The sequence below is a fragment of the Streptomyces sp. cmx-4-9 genome, from assembly GCF_046548835.1.
Classification (GTDB): domain Bacteria; phylum Actinomycetota; class Actinomycetes; order Streptomycetales; family Streptomycetaceae; genus Streptomyces.
On record NZ_JAEBEE010000006.1, the window covers coordinates 166,140 to 183,761 of the forward strand.

Sequence of the window (17,622 nt, forward strand, 5' to 3'; positions counted from 1 at the left end):
TACTCAGCCGTCGTGCCGGGCGAAGTCGCCCGATACGGCGAGCTGTTCGCCCCGCGTCCGGGCGGTGGCCGCGTAGCGGTCGCCCCGGGCGTCCCGGCCGCCGCCGGCGTGGTTGTACTGCCCGGCGAACACCCACTGGCCGGCCGGGACCGTACGGCCCTGCTTGAGCACCCAGGTATGGACGAGGTAACCGTCCTTCTCGGCGATCGTCAGCGTGAAGTCGGCCTCCGGCAGCGACCGCCACGCGCCGGTGGAGGTGACCTGGCCGGTCTGGGCGATCCGCAACTCGACGGTGAGGGCGGTCAGTTCCTCGCGTGTCTTGAGGGTGACGTTGCTCTGTGCCCAGAAGTCGTTGCTGTGCGGGTCCACGGAGCCGTCCGACCACAGCGGCCCGTCCTGCTCACCGGCGGTGGGCGCACCGGCATCGGGCGTACGCGGCGGGGAGGCGCTCGGGTCACGGGGCTCGCGGGGCTCGCGGGAGGCGCTCGGTGTCGGCTCCGCGGGCGCCGGATCCACGGGCGTCGGGCCCACCGGCGAGGGAGCCCGGCGCGTCGCGTCCGTCGAGGGGGCGGGCGTGGACGTGGGGGTGGGGGCGGGGGAGGGCACCGGCGGGACCGCGACCGTCCCCTGCGGAGGCATGTCGTCCACCAGGGCGGCCACGCCGTAGCCGCCTGCGGCCAGGATGCCGGCGACCGCCGCGGTGACGCCCACCGTGCGCAACCAGCCGAACCGCGGAGGGCGGGCCGCACGCAAACGCGGCAGGTCCTCCTGCGCCATGCCGCGTTCGAGCCGTGCCAGGATCCGCGCGCGGTCGGGCCGGTGCGCCCCGGCCGCCTCGTGCAGCCGGGCGCGCAACTCGTCGTCCACGTCCCCCCGCATGGTCATCGGTCCCTTCCTCCGGCCGTCCCGGTACGCGCCATCGCCGCATGCACCTTACGCGGAGCGTCCTGCGTGCCGAGCAGCCGCTGCAGCTCGGCCATCCCCTTCGAGGTCTGGCTCTTCACCGTACCGACCGACACGCCCAGGGCCAGCGCGGTGTCCTTCTCGGACAGGTCGAAGGCATGGCGCAGTACGACACACGCCCGCTTCCGGAACGGCAGCCTGCGCAACGCCCCTCGAACGTCGACCACCCCGGCCACGTCCGGATTCTCCGTCCTCTCCTCCCGGTGCGCCCAGAACAGCGCGACCCGCCGCCGCTCGCGCACCGCGCTGCGTATCCGCGACCGGGCCATATTGGCGACCACGCCCCGTGCGTACGCCACCGGCTGCCCGCTTGCCCGTACCCGGTCCCAGCGGTGCCACAGCGCGAGCAGCGCATCCGCGGCCAGGTCGTCGGCGGCATCCGCCTCGCCGGTCAACAGGTGCGCGAGCCGGGCCAATTCGGCGTGGTGCCGCTCGAAGAAGGCATGGAACTCCGCGGAGGCGGCGTCATCGACGATTGTGGCCACGGGCGATGTCTCCTCGCAGCGACCTCGGGGCCCCGGAACCGGGCGCCTGTGCCTGTCAGGTGTGCGACATGTGAATGTCCGAACGAGATCCGCAAGAGTAGCAGTGAGTAAGCGCTTGCTCTGCCACGTCCGTTGCCCGACGGCACCCGATGGCATCCGATGGCCCCGACGGCACCCGAGCGCCCCGATGGCACGCGCAGGCACTGCCGGTCTCGGCCGGCGCGCAGAGGTCCCACCTCCACCGCCCGCCCGACGTGGCCTGCACACGGCTCCCCGCACGCGGCAACCTTTCAGCGGTCGGCGGCCACTAACAAGGCGTAACCCCGGTAACCCCGGTAACCCGGGCATCCCCGTTAGCCCCGCTAGCCCCGTATCCCGCTCCTCCCCCGTAAGGAAGCCCCATGGCTGCTCGCTCCCACCGCCGGTCCCTCCGCTCCCGTCGTGGCGCCGTACTCTGCGCGGCCGTCGTGGCCGCATGCGTCGGCTCTGGCGCTGTCGTGATGAACGCCAACGCCGGGACCGCCGACCTGTACCACGAGGCGCTCACCGCCAAGGACGGCTGGGCGTCCTCCGGTACGGGGACCACCGGCGGCACCAAGGCCGACGCCGCCCACACCTTCACCGTCTCCACCCGTGCACAGCTCGTGAAGGCGCTGGGCTCGGCCTCCGACAGCACACCCCGCCTCATCAAGGTCAACGGCATGATCGACGCCAACACCGACGACAGCGGAAAGAAGCTGACCTGCGCCGACTACGCCCTCGGGACCGGCTACTCACTGCCGGCCTACCTCAAGGCCTACGACCCGGCCACCTACGGCCGCTCCAAGCTGCCCTCCGGCACCCAGGAGACGGCACGCGCCGCCGCCCAGGCCAAGCAGGGCAAGAACGTGGTCTTCAAGGTCCCCGCCAACACGACGATCGTGGGCGTCCCCGGCACGAACGCGGGCCTCACCGGATCCATGCTGCAGATCCAGAACGTGGACAACGTCATCGTCCGCAACCTGACCTTCGCCGCCACCGAGGACTGCTTCCCGCAGTGGGACCCGACCGACGGCGACGACGGCAACTGGAACTCCAACTACGACTCGGTGTCCCTGCGCGGTGCCACCCACGTGTGGGCGGACCACAACACCTTCACCGACGCGCCGCACTTCGACGGTGCCAACCCGAAGCACTTCGGCCGCGAGTACCAGATCCACGACGGCGCCCTCGACATCACCAAGGGATCCGACCTGGTGACCGTCTCGCGCAACCAGTTCACCAACCACGACAAGACGATGCTGATCGGCAGCAGCGACACCGACAGCGTCGGCAAGCTGCGCGTCTCCATCCACCACAACGTGTGGAAGGGCATCATGCAGCGCGCCCCGCTGGCCCGCATCGGCCAGATCCACATCTACAACAACTACTACGACGTCACGCCCCTCAACGGGTACACGCCGCAGTACAGCATCAACTCGCGCGCCAAGGCCCAGGTCGTCGCGGAGAACAACCACTGGAAGCTGCCGTCCGGCGCGAAGGCCGCCAAACTCCTCAGCGGTGACGGCACCGGCTCGGTCAAGGGCTCCGGCAATCTCGTCAACGGCACGGTGACCGACCTCGTGGCCGCCTACAACGCCGCCTCGTCCAAGGACCTGAAGACCACGGTCAACTGGACACCGACCCTCACCACGGGCCTGGAGCCCTCGGCGAGCAACCTTCCGACGTCGCTGGCGACGACGACGGGGGCGGGCGTGCTCAAGTAGCACCCGAGACACGCGAGGGCCGGGAGACCACGCCCAACCCCGGCCCTCGCGCACCCGTCCGGCCAGTGCGCGGAAATCGACTGCCCGACCGCCCCCGCCCCAACTGCCGCGCCACAGGGACTACTCGATCGCCCCCGGCCATGTCTACAGACCTCTGACCATGAATGGCGTTTCGCCTTCGTCCCCGTTCCCTTCGCCCCGGTGGTCGAGACGTTCGAAATCATCGACGAGGTGGGACCGTACAACGACTGGGAGACATCGCGCGCCCTGTTCCTGGGCTGGCTCTGGGGCGGCGGCTACCCCCTGAGCCCGGTCCAGAAGTTCAAGGGCGGCGATGCGTTCACGAAGGTGCTGGCGGGCGACAAGACGATCGGAAATGCCCGCGCAGTGCTGCTCGCGCAGGCTTTGGAGAGTGGAATGGAGGCGACGTTCGCCAAGGAGCCGTATGAATTCACCTACGACGATTCGGGTCCTGCCCCGGGATGCCCTTGGCGGAAATTCCATACACCTCGTGGAATCTACAACGATTTCTCCAGCGTTCCGACCAACGGTAAGCTCGGGCATGTGAACATGGCTGACGCATACCTGGGTTCGTATTCCGCAAAGGCCCAGATAGGCAGTGTTGACAAGGAGAAGGATGCCGTGCGGAATCAATTCTCGGTCAAGAACCTGAGTGACTGGAATTCGCCACGCTAAGATTCCGCGCGAGTGGAAACCATTGTTTGAATGTCTGCGGATGCTCCGTCAACTAGGCTGACCGCTAGTCGGGGTGGGGCGGATGGTACCTTCGCCCCACCTCCCTGCGAAAATATGGAGATGTAATGCGTTGTCGTCGGCTGTTCACCCTGGCAACCGTCTTACTGCTGTCTGCGTGCGCAGGCTCAGAGGAACCGCGAGCAGTGGCAGATTTCGGCACCGTCACGGGCAAATGGGCCACAAAAACCGGCGCCAGCCTGACCTTCAAAGCAGACCGCACCTTGGAGTCGCGGGGGCTCCGCTTCGACCCCTCCCTCGTCAGCGGCTGCCCCAGCGGCGCGGGCCGGGGGAACTGGGCCTTCTACGTGGACAAGGGCAAGCCCGGGGGACTGGTCGGCATGGACGAGAAGGCGCAGTCAGGCCAGATCGTCGGGGTCACCTTCAACGACATCCCCCAGGGGTCGTGCACCATCACGCTGAGCGTCATCAGGGACGGCTCGACCCTCTGCGTCTCCATGGACCCGGACCAAGTCTGCTCGTTCAAGGACCGGTTCACCCGGGTCGGGCAGAACCCCGAGCAGTCGCCTGCGGCGGAACCCTCGGCAGGACGCTCCTGAAGGTTGTTGCCGAAGGCCCGTCGCAGGCGGGCATCCTTGACGCGGCCTTGCGCCATGGGGCGGAACTCGGGGTGGAATGCCGCGGTCGGGAGAGGCTCTCCCCAGAGCGGTGAGGGCGTCAGACGGACAGGGCTTGGAGAAGGTCGCCGACCTGGGGGTCCGGCAGGGCGCGGGCCACGTCGGCCTGCGCGACGATTCCGACGAGGGTGTGGCCGTCTATGACGGGTAGGCGACGGACTTTGTGCTCGGTCATGGTCCGCAGTATCTCGCCGGCGTCGTCGTCCGCGCCGATGGTGACGGCTTCGCCTTGGGCAAGATCGCCTGCCAGGCAGGACGCGGGGTTCTTGCCGGCGGCCAGAACCTTCACGACGATGTCGCGGTCGGTCAGCATTCCCTTGAGCTTGTTGTCCGTGCCACAGATGGGCAGGGACCCGACCCCCCATGGCGGCCATCTTCTCCGCCGCTGCCAAAACCGTGTCCTGGGCTCCGATGCAGGTTGCGTCGGGAGTCATGATCTCGCGTGCAGTGGGCATGACGAGCAGTCCTCCTCCAGAGCGTGATGACGGAAGGGTTCTGTCGTGGGGCACCTGCCCTCAACGCTGCTCCCGCATGCGGTCGAGCGCCGCCCGTGGGGGTGGCCGACGCCCGGCTGCCGGCGGCGCACCGCGGCGGCGGCGGGCGGGTCCGCCGCCGCGGGTGCGAGCGGCTGACGACGGCCTCAGAACATGCCGTTGTCGTTGGCTGCCCGGGTGGGGACGTCCTGGATGACGTCCCAGTGCTCGACGACCTTGCCGTTCTCCAGGCGGAAGAAGTCCGCCAGCGCACGCCCGGGGTTGTCGGGGTTGCCGGGTTCGAGGTCGAGGTGGGAGTGGGTGACGACCATGTCGCCTTCGGCGATGACCCGCTTGATGTCCAGGCGCAGGTTCGGGTACTCGCCGCGCAGCCAGGTCACGAAGCCGGTGAACGCCTCGGGGCCGTCTTGGGCGTCGGGGTTGTGCTGGACGTAGACGGGGCCGAAGTGATCGGCGATGGCCTTCTGCGGGTTGCCGCCGAACGCCGTCCGGTAGTAGTCGACGACGATCTGCTTGTTGCGCTCGATGTGCTTGTTGCGCTCGATGTCAGACATGAAGGGTTTCCGTTTCCGAAAGGGGGGCTCCCGGAAACCTCGACGTCGACGACAGAAGATCCATAGCACCGGGAACCCAGGATTTCTCGACTGGGTTTGCCCACGCGTCACAGGGGGCTGCCTGGGCGGGCATGCCGACGCTGGTACTACTTTCTCTTGCCGCCCCGCACACAAGGGGGGCGTACAGCAGGATCCACCGCCATCCGGCGGCGATCTCCTGTCGCACCCACGACACTACCCAGCCGGCGCACACCACGCCTGCCGCGAAGGGCCCGACACAGCGGGCCGAAAGGCCCTGCCGTTTCCGGACCACGGCGGCAGCCAGTCGCGTCACGGCGCGCCTACCCGGCGGCCGGTGGGGGCCGAGACGGGACTTGCCTTCCCGGCCCTCACGCCGTGGACCGAGCCTGGGGGTGGGCGCTTGACCGCTGGCTGCAAGGACGTACGGTACGCAGCCGTCCCTCACCTACCGGGTGAGCAGGCCCCGGCACCGCCTGACCGTCCTGAACACCGTCTGGCTCGGGTGGCCACCCAGACAAACAGCACGGCCGGACAGCGGACGCGGGTGCCCCGGCGGTAACACGGCCTCGTGGGGATGGACGGCTGCTCAGACCGACGGCTCATGCCCGTACGGCTACGTACGTATGTTTGCCTGCCACCCGTGTCGGGACCACGACCCGGCACCCGCCGAGCCCACCCGTACGGCCCGCAGCCCCCGCCCGCAGCGTTCTTTCGCGGGGCTTCCGCCCGCCCACGCGTTAGGAAGTCGTCAAGGTTTCGCCTGGGGAATCCGTGGTCGGCGTGCTCGTCCGTTCCGGGTGCGGGCCCTGGGGCCTGGCAGGGCAGGGCCCGTACCCAGTTTCGCGCGGTGAGCGTGGGCGATCAGGACCCGGCAGCCCCGGGGAGGGCGGGTGATGAGCGGGGCAGATGGGGGCAGGTGCAGCCCCATACTCGGTGATCGCCACGTGTCCATGCGGCGGTAACCGTGGTGCAGGTGCGCCGGCAGGCCGGCCGGAAGGGTTGATGGGGGATATGAAGGAATCGAGTGAGCCGGTGATGCCGGAGGTGGTGGACAGTCCCGCGTTGCGGACTCAGCCCACGGGCAAGGTGGCGCAGTGGATGCTGCGGCACCGGGTGCAGCCGGTGGGGCCGGCCGCGGGTGAGGCGCACACCGAGCCGCACGCGTGGTGGAAGGTGATGTGCCTGACCGGCGTCGACTACTTCTCCAGCCTGGCCTACGTGCCCGCGATCGCCGCCCTGGCCGCCGGCGCGGTCTCTCCTCTGGCGACGCTGATCATCGTGGCGCTGACGCTGCTGGGAATGCTGCCGATGTACCGGCGGGTGGCGAAGGAGAGCCCGCACGGAGCCGGTTCGGTGGCGATGCTGGAGGACCTGCTGCCGTTCTGGTGGGGCAAGCTGTTCGTGCTGGTCCTCCTCGGTTTCGTCGCCACCTCGTGGATCATCACCATCACCCTGTCGACAGCGGACGCCTCCGTGCACGTGGTCGAGAACCCCTTCTTCCCCGCGGTCCTCCACGGCCACGAGGTCGCCCTGACGGTGGCACTGCTCCTGGTCCTGGGCGGGGTCTTCCTGCTCGGGTTCAGTGAAGCCGTCAGCGTGGCCATCCCGCTGGTCGCCGTCTTCCTCGCCCTGAACGCCGTCGTCATCGGCTTCGGCCTGGTCCACGTCTTCACCACCCCCGGCGCCTGGTCGGCGTGGACGGACGCCCTCGCCGCGGGCGGAGGCGGCTTCGGCGATCTCATGGGCCCGGCGCTGCTGGCCTTCCCCCTCCTGGTCCTGGGCCTGTCAGGCTTCGAGACCGGGGTGAGCATGATGCCCCTCATCGCCGCCAAGGGAGAAGACCCCGAGCAGCAACTGCGCTCCCGGATCCGCAACGCCCGCCGCCTGCTGACCACCGCAGCCCTCGTCATGAGCGTCTACCTGCTCTCCGCCAGCTTCGTCACCACCCTCCTCATCCCGCACAAGGAGTTCGAACCGGGAGGAGCGGCGAACGGCCGCGCGCTCGCCTACCTGGCGCACGAGCAGGTCGGGGAAGCGTTCGGCACCGTCTACGACGTCTCCACCATCCTCATCCTCTGGTTCGCCGGCGCTTCCGCCATGGCCGGCCTCGTCAACATCGTCCCCCGCTACCTGCCCGACTACGGCATGGCCCCCGAATGGGGACGCGCCGTCCGGCCCGTCGTGATCGTCTACACCGCCCTGTGCATCCTCATCACGATCGCCTTCAACGCCGACGTCGACGAACAGGCCGGCGCCTACGCCACCGGCATTCTGGCCATGATGGTCTCCGGCGCCTTCGCCGTCACCGTCTCCGTCGCCCGCCACCGCCGCCGCGTCCCCACCGTCGGCTTCGCCCTGCTCACCGCGGTCCTGACCTACGCCCTGGTCGCCAACATCATCGACAAGCCCGACGGCATCCTCATCTCCGCCTTCTTCATCGCCGGGATCATCGCCGTCTCCCTGGTCTCCCGCGTCTCGCGCACCACGGAACTGCGCGCCGACCGCATCGTCTTCGACGAGGCCGCGCGCCGGTTCATCGACGACACCCTCGCCCACGACGGCGCCATCAACATCATCGCCAACCGCCGCCAAGCCGGTGACCTCGACGAATACAGCGGCAAGGAACGCGAACAGCGCGGCATCAACCCGGTACCCGGCCAAGCCGACGTGCTGTTCCTGGAGATCGACGTCGTCGACCCCTCCGACTTCAGCGACACCCTCACCGTCCACGGCGTCGAAGTCGACGGCTACCGCATCCTGCGCGCCGACGCCCCGGCAGCACCGAATGCCATCGCCGCCATCCTCCTCGCGCTGCGCAACGCCACCAAGGTCCAGCCGCACTGCTACTTCGCCTGGGCCGAGGGCAGCCCGCTGGTCCACATGGTCCGCTACTTCCTCCTCGGCCGCGGCGACACCGCCCCGGTCACCCGCGAGATCATCCGCAGTCACGAACCCGACCCCGAGCGCCGCCCCGGCATCCACGTCGGCGGCTGACATGCCACCCGTGCGGCGTCGCCGTGCGCTGGAAGATCCCACGAGACACGAGAGGCGGGCCTCATGACGCCGACGCCGGAACGACAGATGCGTCGCAGGATCATCACTCTCACCCTCGGAGCGGCGGTCATGACCGTTGCGGGCGCCGTCGCCGGCTGGTGGTGGCTGCTCGGGATCGGAGTGTGGGTCCTGATTGCGGCATTCCTGATCGAGATGATCTACCGCCCGTGAGTCGCACGGTTCCCTCGCCGTCGAACCCCCTCAGAACTCCCCTCAGAGCTCCCCTCAGAGCTTTCCTCGACGGAAGCTCCTGCCGGGCTCCCGTCCCATGCGGAATACCCCAGGGGGGTATACGGTTATGGTGTGGGCCCGCGGGAGCGGGGCCATACTGGACGGGATTGGGGATGACGGTCATGGACCACAGCGCACACCGCACCGGCGCCGCGCACGACCGCACCGCGCAGGACCACACCGTGCACCAGGCGCATGCGCACCAGGCGGCGGACCAGGCGCCCGCGCACCACGCCGGGCACGAGAGGGGCCCGGTGACCTGGGGGGCCGCCGCGAAGGCGACGCTTCACTGCCTGACCGGCTGTGCGATCGGCGAGATCCTCGGCATGGTCATCGGCACCGCTCTGATGTGGGGCAACGTCCCGACGATGGTCCTGGCGATCGTCCTGGCGTTCGTCTTCGGGTACTCCTTCACCCTGTTCGCGGTCCGCAGGGCCGGCCTGGACTGGAAGAGCGCGATCAAGGTGGCGTTGGCCGCCGACACCGTCTCGATCGCGGTGATGGAGCTCGTCGACAACGGCATCATCGCCCTGGTCCCCGGCGCGATGGACGCCCACCTGTCGGACGCGCTGTTCTGGACGGCGCTGCTGGGCGGCCTGGCCGTGGCCTTCGTGATCACGACGCCGGTCAACAAGTGGATGATCGGCCGCGGCAAGGGCCACGCCGTCGTCCACGCCTACCACTGACGCTGAGCGGCACCCCCAACGGCAACACCGCCACCGCCACCGCACGACGGTGGTCCACCGGCGCGTTGCCCGGTCCCCTGGCCGTACCCGCTACAGCCAGTTGTTGCGGCGCAGAGCCCGGTGGATGACCGTGCAGGCGGTCACCATGAGGACCCAGACCGCCGGGTAGCCGTACGGGGATGCCAGCTCGGGCATGTGCTCGAAGTTCATGCCGTAGATGCCGACGACCAAGGTGGGGACGGCGATCAGCGCGGCCCAGGCGCTGATACGGCGCATGTCGGCGTTCTGCTGGACGCCGAGCTGGGCGATGCTGGCGCCGAGCATGCCGCTGATGAGCTCGTCGAAGGACAGGATCTGCTCGCTGACGCGCTGGTGGTGGTCGGCGACGTCCCGGAAGTAGGTGGCTACTTCCTTCGGGATCTGGGGGATCGTGCCTTCGCTGAGGCGCTGCAGTGCGGAAGCCAGGGGCATGACGGCGCGCTTGAATTCCAGGAGTTCGCGCTTGAGCTGGTAGATGCGTCCGGCGTCGACCGGCCGGTCGGGGGTGAAGACCTCGCTCTCCAGGGTGTCGACGTCCCCGGCGAACGCATCGGCCACCTCGACGTAGCGGTCGACGACCATGTCCGCGACCGCGTGCAGGACGGCCGCGGACCCGCAGCCGAGCTGTAGCGGGTCGTCCTGGAGCTGCTGGCGTACGCCGTCCAGCGACGGGGCGCTGCCGTGGCGGACGGTGATCGCGTACCCCGGGCCGGCGAAGACCATGATCTCGCCGGTGTCGACGATCTCGCTGGTCGAGGTGACCTTCTCGTGGTCGACGTAGACGATCGTCTTCAGCACCAGGAACAGCATGTCTCCGTAGCGTTCCAGCTTGGGCCGCTGATGGGCGTGGACGGCGTCCTCGACAGCGAGGGGGTGCAGGCCGAAAGCCCCGGCGACCTCCTGCAACTGCTCCTCGGTCGGCTCGTACAGGCCGATCCATGCGAACCGCCCCGCCTCCGGGTCCATCCGCTCCATGATCTCGCCCAGGTTCACCTGGCCGGGGATCCGCTTCCCGTCCTCGTACAGCGCGCAGTCCACCACTGCCGACGGCAGTTCCGCGTCCTTGCTGCCGTGCCGCGCCGCCATGTGATGCCTCTTGTCTGCCGTCGGATGTGTCGGATGTGTCGCATGCAGGGAGAGGCAACCTACCCGCGACCGGCCAATGATCACCCTGGAAACCCTGGACCCCGCGCGCAGGGCTGTTCGCCCACCGGTGCGACGACGGTCTTCACGTGTCCGCTGATGCTACGGCGGCAACGCACGGCACGCGCCTGCGGTGCGGCTTCCTTCCGGCGCTCCGGTCTCGTCAGCGGCAGGCTACCGGAAATCCAAGCTATTGGAAATGAAAACGATTTCCGATAGATTCCTTCTCGGTCCGGTGCGGACGCCTCCCGTCAGGCGGTCCGCTGCGCAGGTATGCCCCACGGTCGTGACGGCATGGTGAGAGGAAGTCCTTTGGCACATCTGCTGGTTGTCGAGAGCTGGGTGGGGTCGATGAGCAGGCTGCTGCCCAGGGCGATCGGGGAGGGAGGGCACGAGTTCACCTTCGTCACCCGGGACCTGCACCACTACCTGCGCGGCGCCGGGCCCGACGGTCCGCACCCGCTGCTCGCCGCGCGCAACATCGTCACTGCCGACACCAACGACATGGAGCTGCTGCTGCCCCACCTGGAGCGCCTGCACGCGGTGCTCGCCTTCGACGGGGTCGTCTCCTCCTGCGACTACTACCTGCCGGCCGTGGCCCGGATCGCCGAGCGGCTGGGCCTGCCCGGCCCGGCCGTCGAAGCCGTCGAGGGAGCCTGCCGCAAGGACCTGACCCGCCGGGTACTGGCCGAGGCCGGCGTGCCGGGTCCCCGCTTCGCCGTGTGTACGGACACCGCGCAAGTCGCTCTCGCCGCACGGGAGATCGGCTACCCCCTGGTGGTCAAGCCCGTGGACCTGTGCGCCGGGATGCTGGTCCGCGAGGTCCGCGACGAGCGGGAGCTGGAACTCGCCTGCCGGGCGCTGGCCGAGTTCCCGGTCAATGCGCGCGGGCAGGACCGTACGCCCTCCGTCCTCCTCGAAGAGCTGCTCACCGGCCCCGAGGTCAGCGTCGAGACCGTCTCCTCCGGCGGTGTCACCGGCGTGGTCGGGGTCACGGACAAGAGCATCGGCGGGGCGCCCGCCTTCATCGAGACCGGTCACATGTTCCCGGCGGGCATCGCGCCGGAGTCGGAGCGGGGGGCGGCCGACACGGCCGTTGCCGCGATCAAGGCCCTGGGCCTGGACCATGTCGTCTGCCACACCGAGATCAAGCTGACCCCCCAGGGTCCCAAAGTGGTGGAGGTCAACCCCCGGCCCGCCGGCAACCGCATCACCGAACTCGTCCGGCACGTGACCGGCATCGACCTGGCTGCCGCCTGCGTGGACGTCGCCCTCGGCCGCCTGCCCGACCTCATGCCGCGCCCGACCGGCGTGCACAGCGCCGCCATCGCCTTCCTGCTCCCCGCCGCCACCGGCACGCTCGCCGGCATCGAGGGCGCCGACGAGGTCCGGGCGGAGCCCGGGCTGCTGGAGCTCGCCCTCGCCGAACCCGGCCGCGCCGTGCGGGCCGCGACCAGCAACAACGAGTACCTCGGCCACATCATGACCGCCGACACCCAGGGGGGCGGGGCCCGCGAGGCCGCCGAGCGGCTCCTCGCGCAGCTGCGCCCCAGCTTCGAGGAGCAGGGTGCCGGGCCGGCGTCGGCGGTGCCCGCATGACCACGCCCGCCGTACCCGCGCCCGCCGTGCCCGCGCCCGCCGTACCCGCGCCCGCCCTGCACAAGCCCGTTCTGCCCGATGCGGCCGTGCCCGCCGTGCCCGAGCCCGCCGAGCCCGCCGAGCCCGCCGTGCGCACCGTCGACCAGCTCATGGAAGCAGTCCGCGCCGGAGCCTACGGCCCCGACCCCGCCCGGGAACGCGTCGCGCTCGCCTTCACCACCGCCCAGGCCGTCCGGCACGCCGGCCGCAGCAGCGGATACCGCAACGAGGTCCTCAGCCTGCGCCTCGACGCGGCCGTCGGATCCTGCGCGGTGGAGCCGGGAGTGCTGCCCGCCGCAGCACTCGACGACTGTGTCGGCGCCTCGGCCGCCGAGCTCCTCGCCCACCCGCTGCTTCCCGTGCGGATCGCCGCGCTCGACGCATACCTGACCCACGTACGCCCCCACACCCCCGGCCACGGCGCCCGCCCGTACGCACTGCCGGCGGGCAGCTCCCTGCACCGGTCCAGAGCCCGCGCCCGCGCCGTGGTGGATCTGCTGCCCGAGGCCGGTATCCGCCGGATCCTCGCCGTCGGCGTGGTCAACTCCCTGCTGGAACAGCTGCGTGCGCGCGGCCTGGGATACGTGCCCTGCGACCTCAAGGGCGGCGCCACCGAGTGGGGCGAACCGGTACGGACCGACGCCCTCGCGGAACTGGAGCGCTGCGATGCGATCCTCGCCTCCGGCATGACCCTCGGGAACGGAACCTTCCAGCCGCTGCTCGACCATGCCGCCGCGAGCGGCAAGCCCCTGGTCGTGTTCGCCCAGACGGGCAGCGCAGTCCTCCCGCGCTTCCTGGGCGCCGGGGTCAGCGCCGTGTCCGCCGAGCCCTACCCCTTCTTCTGGCTCGACGGCGGCCCCGGAGTCATCCACTGCTACGGAGGCACCCGGTGACCCTCGCACCCCCGATGCACCGCCCGCCGGCGCACCGTACGAACCCGGAGCTGCTGACCCTGGTCGGCCGCACCCCGCTCGCGCGGATCCGTACGGAACTGCCCTACGCCCACCCGGGCTTCTGGGCCAAACTCGAATGCCTCGGCGCAGGCGGGATGAAAGCGCGGTCCGCCGTGTCCATGCTGCGCGGCGCCCGGCAGCGCGGAGAGCTGCGCCCGGGCGCCACGGTGGTCGAATCCACCTCCGGAACCCTCGGGGTCGGTCTCGCCTTCGCCGGCCAGGCCCTCGGCCATCCCGTCGTCCTCGTCGGCGACCGTGAGCTCGAACCGTCGATGCGGCAGTTGCTCCGCGCGTACGGCGCCCGGCTGGAGCTGGTGGAGCGGCCCGCCCCCGAGGGCGGCTGGCAGGCCGCCCGGATCGCCCGGCTGCGCGAGGTCCTGGCCGACATCCCGGACGCCTACTGGCCCGACCAGTACAACAATCCCGACAATGCGGCCGGCTACCTCCCGATGGCCGCCGAACTCTGCGAACAGCTCGACCACCTGGACGTCCTCGTGTGCAGCGTCGGCACCGGCGGCCACAGCGCCGGCCTCATCGGTGCGCTGCGCCGCCGCTGGCCGCGGCTGACGGTGATCGGCGTCGACTCGGTCGGCTCGGCGATCTTCGGCCAGCCCGCCCGCCCCCGCCTCATGCGCGGGCTCGGCAGCAGCATCCACCCGCGCAACGTCGCCCACCACGCCTTCGACGAGGTCCACTGGGTGGGCCCCGCCGAAGCGGTCGACGCCTGCCGCAGGCTCGCCCGTACCAGCTTCGTCAGCGGCGGCTGGAGCACAGGAGCCGTCGCCCTCGTCTCCGCCTGGGCCGCCCGCGTGGAAGCGGGCGCGGTCGTCGCGACGGTCTTCCCCGACGGCCCGCACCGCTACCTCGGCACCGTCTACGACGACGACTTCTGCCGCATGCACGGCCTTGACCAGGCCGAACTCGCCCTGCGCCCCCTGGAGATCGCCCATCCGCACGCGACCGAGGCGATCGGCTGGACCCGGTGCCGCACCGTCCTCGACCCGCGCGCGGCCACCCGGCCGCACCACCTGCCCGTACCGACGCGAGGCGATGCCGCATGAGACTCACCTGGCACACCACCGAACTGGAACTGGCCGAGCCGCTGCGCATCTCCCGCTCGGTGACGGCCCGCCGCGACGCCGTCTGGGTCGCGGTCGAGCACGGCGGCCTGACCGGCTGGGGTGAGGTCGTCAGCAGCGAGTACCTCGGGCTGCCCACCTCCCGCATCGTCCGGCAGCTCAGCACGGTGCGGCCCGCGGTGGAACGCCTGCCCGACCCCGAGACCGCGTGGGACGAACAGGCGGCCGCCTCGCCGCCCGGCCTGCCGAAGCCGGCGCCCGGGGTGCTGGCCGGGCTGGAGGCGGCCCTGCTCGACCTGGTCGGCAAGCGGTCCGGCCGGCCCGCCCATCAGCTGCTGGGTACGCACACCGCACCGGCCGCGCGGACCACCCGTACGATCGGCATCACCGCCCCCGCACCGGCCGCAGCACAGGCCGCCCGGCTCGCCGCGAGCGGCTTCACCGCCCTCAAGGTCAAAGCCGGATCCGCCGATCCGGCCGAAGACCTCGCCCGCGTGGAGGCCGTACGCACCGGCGCCCCCGAGGCGAGTCTGCTGCTCGACCCCAACGGGGCCTGGAGCGAACGCCAGGCCCTGGAGCTGCTTCCGCGCTTCGCCGACTCCGGGGTCACCGCCGTGGAGCAGCCCATCGCGCCGGGCAGCCCCGACGCGCTCGCCCGCGTGGCCAAGGAGTCCCCGATCCCCGTCATCGCCGACGAGGATGCCGTCTCCTACGAGGACGCGGTCGCTCTCGCGGGACGGGTCCACGGCATCAACGTCAAGCTCGCCAAATGCGGCGGCGTACGGGCCGCCCTGCGCATCCACGAAGCCCTGCGCGGCACCGGCACCGACCTCATGCTCGGCTGCCTCACCGCCAGCTCGCTCGGCATCGCCCCCGCCGTCCACCTCGCCGACCGGGCCCGCTGGGTGGACCTCGACGGCCACCTGCTGCTCGCCGCCGACCCGTGGACCGGCATCGGGGGCGCGGACGGCACCGTACGGGCTCCCGACCGGGCCGGACTGGGCGTCCGGCGCACTGACACGGCGGCCGGCCGGTGAGCATCCTCAGCGCGATACGCGACTTCCCGCTCGCCGTACGACTCCTCCTGGTCAACCAGCTCGGCGTCAACACCGGCTTCTACCTGCTCATCCCGTACCTCGCCACCCATCTCACCGACGACCTCGGGCACTCGGCCGCCGTCGTCGGGACCGTCCTCGGCCTGCGCAACCTCAGCCAGCAGGGCCTGTTCGTGATCGGCGGCTCGGCCGCCGACCGGCTCGGCGCCCGCGGCGTGATCATCGCGGGCTGCGCCCTGCGCACGGTGGGATTCGGCGCGTTCGCCCTCGGCGACAGCCTGCCGCTGCTGATCGCCGCCTCCCTGCTCAGCGGGCTCGCGGGGGCCCTCTTCAACCCCGCCGTGCGGACCTACGTCGCCCAGGAGGCCGGTGAGCGCAAGGCGGAGGCGTTCGCGCTGTTCAACGTGTTCGCCACGGCCGGTGCGCTGCTCGGACCGCTGCTGGGGACCCTGCTGCTGCTCGTGGACTTCCGGGCCGCCGCCGTCACCGCGGCCGGCGTCTTCGCCGTGCTCACGCTCGCGCAGTTCCTGGTGCTCCCGGCACGTGAGGCACCGGCTCCCGACTCGGGTGTCCTCGCCGACTGGCGGGCGGTGGCGGGCAACCGCCGGTTCCTGCTCTTCTCCCTCGCCATGGTCGGGATGTACGGCCTGGAGAGCCAGCTGTACCTGCTGCTGCCCCGTGCGGCGACCGACGCGTCCGGCTGGGGCGGCTCGGTCGGCCTGCTGTTCCTCGCCGGGACCGTCGCCAACCTGCTGTTCCAGCTGCGCATCACCCGCGCCCTCAAGGCCCGGGGCAGCAGGGGGCGTTGGATCGCCACCGGACTGGGCGTCATGGCCCTCGGATTCCTGCCCCCGATGCTCGTTGCGGGCGCCACCACCGCACACCCCCTGCGTCTGCTGCCGGTGCTCGCCGGGGCTCTGCTGCTGCACCTGGGCGTGATGATCGCCTCGCCCTTCGTGCTGGAGCTGATACCGGCTTTCGGCCGAGACAGCCTCACCGGCACCTACTACGGCCTCTTCTACGCGGTCTCCGGGGTCGCGGCCGCCGCGGGCAGCGCGGCCATCGGCTGGTCCATGGACACCGCGGGCCGCACCGGTCTGACCTGGCTGCCCTACGGCTGCTGCCTCGCCCTGGGCCTGGCATCCGCAGCGGGCGTCGCACAGCTCCAGCGCCGGGGGGCCCTGCCGGAAGGGCAGGCACACCATCAGGCGGCCCCCGCTCCCCCCGGCCGGCCCCGAAGCGAGACGCGATGACAGCCGCCGGCAGCAGCAACCTGCTCACCGACCATCCCGAGCTCTACGAGCAACGCTTCCCCGACCCCGAACGGCTCGCCGCCCGATGGACGGCGGACGTGCTGACCCGCCACGGCGCCGGCCCCCGCATCCTCGATGTCGGGTGCGGCACGGGCCGTGACGCCGCCTGGCTGCACCACCGGGCAGGGCGTGAGGTCACCGGCATCGACACCTCGCAGGCCATGCTGGCGCACGCGGACGCGCACCACCCCGGCCCCGCGTACCGCCTCGCCGACATGCGCGACGTCGACCTCGGAGCGACCTTCGACGCGATCGTCTGCCTGGACAGCGCCCTGCTCTACTGCCACACCAACGAGGACCTCGCCGCCTTCCTCACCCGCTGCCGCGCCCACCTCACGCCGGGCGGACTCCTCGTGGCGGAGATGCGCAACGGCGCCTACTTCCTCGGCACCACCGAACTCCTCGACGGCCCGCGCACGAACACGTTCGCCTGGCGCGGCGTCACGTACACCTCCCACACCACCCTGTGGATCGACCACGGAGCGCAACTCCTGCGCCGCCGGAGAATCTGGACCGCCGACGACGGCTGCCCGCAGGAAGAGCAGCGCTCCGCCTGGAGGCTCCTCTTCCCACAGGAGATCCGGTACTTCCTCACCACCGCAGGCTTCGAGGTCCTCGCGCTGCACGACGGCCCCGGCCCCCGCACCGAACCGCCGTGGAGCGAAGGCAGTGCCCCGTACGGAACCACGCGCTCCGACCGCCTCCACCTCATCGCCCGGCTCAAGCCCCACCCCAGCAACGGAGACACCCCGGCATGAACGACGCCCGCTCCGGCAAC

At 70.8% G+C, this 17,622-nt stretch carries 16 protein-coding genes and 1 pseudogene; 12 read left to right on the forward strand and 5 right to left on the reverse strand.

Going from position 1 to position 17,622, the window contains the following annotated elements; translation table 11 throughout:
- Positions 1-3 precede the first annotated feature (3 nt).
- Both ACLJTM_RS19625 and ACLJTM_RS19630 read right to left on the reverse strand, forming a co-directional pair.
- Entirely contained in the window at positions 4-885 is an 882-nt protein-coding gene (locus ACLJTM_RS19625) for a hypothetical protein (protein WP_411104953.1), read from the reverse strand.
- Positions 882-1,448: a SigE family RNA polymerase sigma factor gene (locus ACLJTM_RS19630; RefSeq protein WP_411104954.1), complete on the reverse strand. Its 567-nt coding sequence runs from the start codon at positions 1,446-1,448 to the stop codon at positions 882-884. The genes ACLJTM_RS19625 and ACLJTM_RS19630 overlap by 4 nt, the downstream gene beginning before the upstream one ends.
- Before the next feature lie 401 nt (positions 1,449-1,849).
- Between ACLJTM_RS19630 and ACLJTM_RS19635 the strand changes: the two genes are divergently transcribed.
- From ACLJTM_RS19635 to ACLJTM_RS19645, 3 genes are all read left to right on the forward strand, one after another.
- On the forward strand, positions 1,850-3,193 hold the full coding sequence (locus tag ACLJTM_RS19635; RefSeq protein ID WP_411104955.1) for a polysaccharide lyase family 1 protein: 1,344 nt from the start codon (positions 1,850-1,852) through the stop codon (positions 3,191-3,193).
- 201 nt (positions 3,194-3,394) lie between these two features.
- Positions 3,395-3,889 carry a hypothetical protein gene (locus tag ACLJTM_RS19640; RefSeq protein ID WP_411104956.1) on the forward strand — a complete coding sequence of 165 codons (495 nt, stop codon included), beginning with the start codon at positions 3,395-3,397 and terminating at the stop codon, positions 3,887-3,889.
- 203 nt (positions 3,890-4,092) lie between these two features.
- The gene (locus ACLJTM_RS19645; RefSeq protein WP_411104957.1) at positions 4,093-4,506 is read left to right on the forward strand and encodes a hypothetical protein; all 414 of its coding nucleotides are present in this window, start codon (positions 4,093-4,095) and stop codon (positions 4,504-4,506) included.
- A 118-nt stretch (positions 4,507-4,624) separates the two neighbouring features.
- Here the strand turns inward: ACLJTM_RS19645 and ACLJTM_RS19650 are convergent.
- Both ACLJTM_RS19650 and ACLJTM_RS19655 read right to left on the reverse strand, forming a co-directional pair.
- A pseudogene (locus tag ACLJTM_RS19650) lies at positions 4,625-5,039 on the reverse strand (CBS domain-containing protein).
- A gap of 185 nt (positions 5,040-5,224) precedes the next feature.
- The gene (locus ACLJTM_RS19655) at positions 5,225-5,632 is read right to left on the reverse strand and encodes an ester cyclase (RefSeq protein WP_411104958.1); all 408 of its coding nucleotides are present in this window, start codon (positions 5,630-5,632) and stop codon (positions 5,225-5,227) included.
- Positions 5,633-6,688: 1,056 nt separating this feature from the next.
- On the opposite strand from ACLJTM_RS19655, the gene ACLJTM_RS19660 reads away from it, so the two are divergent.
- From ACLJTM_RS19660 to ACLJTM_RS19670, 3 genes are all read left to right on the forward strand, one after another.
- Entirely contained in the window at positions 6,689-8,647 is a 1,959-nt protein-coding gene (locus tag ACLJTM_RS19660) for an amino acid transporter (RefSeq protein ID WP_411105301.1), read from the forward strand.
- Between the two features lie 87 nt (positions 8,648-8,734).
- Entirely contained in the window at positions 8,735-8,878 is a 144-nt protein-coding gene (locus ACLJTM_RS19665; protein WP_411104959.1) for a hypothetical protein, read from the forward strand.
- A gap of 182 nt (positions 8,879-9,060) precedes the next feature.
- The gene (locus ACLJTM_RS19670; protein WP_411104960.1) at positions 9,061-9,624 is read left to right on the forward strand and encodes a DUF4396 domain-containing protein; all 564 of its coding nucleotides are present in this window, start codon (positions 9,061-9,063) and stop codon (positions 9,622-9,624) included.
- Between the two features lie 90 nt (positions 9,625-9,714).
- Here the strand turns inward: ACLJTM_RS19670 and ACLJTM_RS19675 are convergent, their stop codons facing one another.
- The gene (locus ACLJTM_RS19675; protein ID WP_411104961.1) at positions 9,715-10,749 is read right to left on the reverse strand and encodes a magnesium and cobalt transport protein CorA; all 1,035 of its coding nucleotides are present in this window, start codon (positions 10,747-10,749) and stop codon (positions 9,715-9,717) included.
- Between the two features lie 369 nt (positions 10,750-11,118).
- Here ACLJTM_RS19675 and ACLJTM_RS19680 point away from each other — a divergent pair, with 369 nt between their 5' ends.
- The 6 genes from ACLJTM_RS19680 (at position 11,119) to ACLJTM_RS19705 (ending at position 17,602) form a co-directional block, all read left to right on the forward strand.
- On the forward strand, positions 11,119-12,405 hold the full coding sequence (locus ACLJTM_RS19680) for an ATP-grasp domain-containing protein (protein ID WP_411104962.1): 1,287 nt from the start codon (positions 11,119-11,121) through the stop codon (positions 12,403-12,405).
- Positions 12,406-12,554: 149 nt separating this feature from the next.
- The gene (locus tag ACLJTM_RS19685) at positions 12,555-13,337 is read left to right on the forward strand and encodes a Rossmann-like domain-containing protein (RefSeq protein ID WP_411105302.1); all 783 of its coding nucleotides are present in this window, start codon (positions 12,555-12,557) and stop codon (positions 13,335-13,337) included.
- Between the two features lie 14 nt (positions 13,338-13,351).
- Positions 13,352-14,458: a PLP-dependent cysteine synthase family protein gene (locus ACLJTM_RS19690; RefSeq protein WP_411105303.1), complete on the forward strand. Its 1,107-nt coding sequence runs from the start codon at positions 13,352-13,354 to the stop codon at positions 14,456-14,458.
- Complete coding sequence (locus ACLJTM_RS19695) at positions 14,455-15,513, forward strand: dipeptide epimerase (protein ID WP_411104963.1); 1,059 nt, start codon at positions 14,455-14,457, stop codon at positions 15,511-15,513. The genes ACLJTM_RS19690 and ACLJTM_RS19695 overlap by 4 nt, the downstream gene beginning before the upstream one ends.
- A complete protein-coding gene (locus ACLJTM_RS19700; protein ID WP_411104964.1) occupies positions 15,510-16,784 on the forward strand; it encodes an MFS transporter in 1,275 nt (424 codons plus the stop codon). Before ACLJTM_RS19695 ends, ACLJTM_RS19700 begins: the two co-directional genes overlap by 4 nt.
- Positions 16,781-17,602 carry a class I SAM-dependent methyltransferase gene (locus ACLJTM_RS19705; RefSeq protein ID WP_411104965.1) on the forward strand — a complete coding sequence of 274 codons (822 nt, stop codon included), beginning with the start codon at positions 16,781-16,783 and terminating at the stop codon, positions 17,600-17,602. The genes ACLJTM_RS19700 and ACLJTM_RS19705 overlap by 4 nt, the downstream gene beginning before the upstream one ends.
- Positions 17,603-17,622 lie beyond the last annotated feature (20 nt).

Bases quoted from the DNA above. Each gene is read 5' to 3' on its own strand.
- ACLJTM_RS19660 (WP_411105301.1), top strand. From the start codon at position 6,689: ATGCCGGAGGTGGTGGACAGTCCCGCGTTGCGGACTCAGCCCACGGGC.
- ACLJTM_RS19690 (WP_411105303.1), top strand. From the start codon at position 13,352: ATGCACCGCCCGCCGGCGCACCGTACGAACCCGGAGCTGCTGACCCTG.
- ACLJTM_RS19655 (WP_411104958.1), bottom strand. From the start codon at position 5,632: ATGTCTGACATCGAGCGCAACAAGCACATCGAGCGCAACAAGCAGATC.
- ACLJTM_RS19635 (WP_411104955.1), top strand. From the start codon at position 1,850: ATGGCTGCTCGCTCCCACCGCCGGTCCCTCCGCTCCCGTCGTGGCGCC.
- ACLJTM_RS19685 (WP_411105302.1), top strand. From the start codon at position 12,555: ATGGAAGCAGTCCGCGCCGGAGCCTACGGCCCCGACCCCGCCCGGGAA.
- ACLJTM_RS19675 (WP_411104961.1), bottom strand. From the start codon at position 10,749: ATGGCGGCGCGGCACGGCAGCAAGGACGCGGAACTGCCGTCGGCAGTG.
- ACLJTM_RS19695 (WP_411104963.1), top strand. From the start codon at position 14,455: ATGAGACTCACCTGGCACACCACCGAACTGGAACTGGCCGAGCCGCTG.
- ACLJTM_RS19665 (WP_411104959.1), top strand. From the start codon at position 8,735: ATGCGTCGCAGGATCATCACTCTCACCCTCGGAGCGGCGGTCATGACC.
- ACLJTM_RS19670 (WP_411104960.1), top strand. From the start codon at position 9,061: ATGGACCACAGCGCACACCGCACCGGCGCCGCGCACGACCGCACCGCG.
- ACLJTM_RS19705 (WP_411104965.1), top strand. From the start codon at position 16,781: ATGACAGCCGCCGGCAGCAGCAACCTGCTCACCGACCATCCCGAGCTC.
- ACLJTM_RS19625 (WP_411104953.1), bottom strand. From the start codon at position 885: ATGACCATGCGGGGGGACGTGGACGACGAGTTGCGCGCCCGGCTGCAC.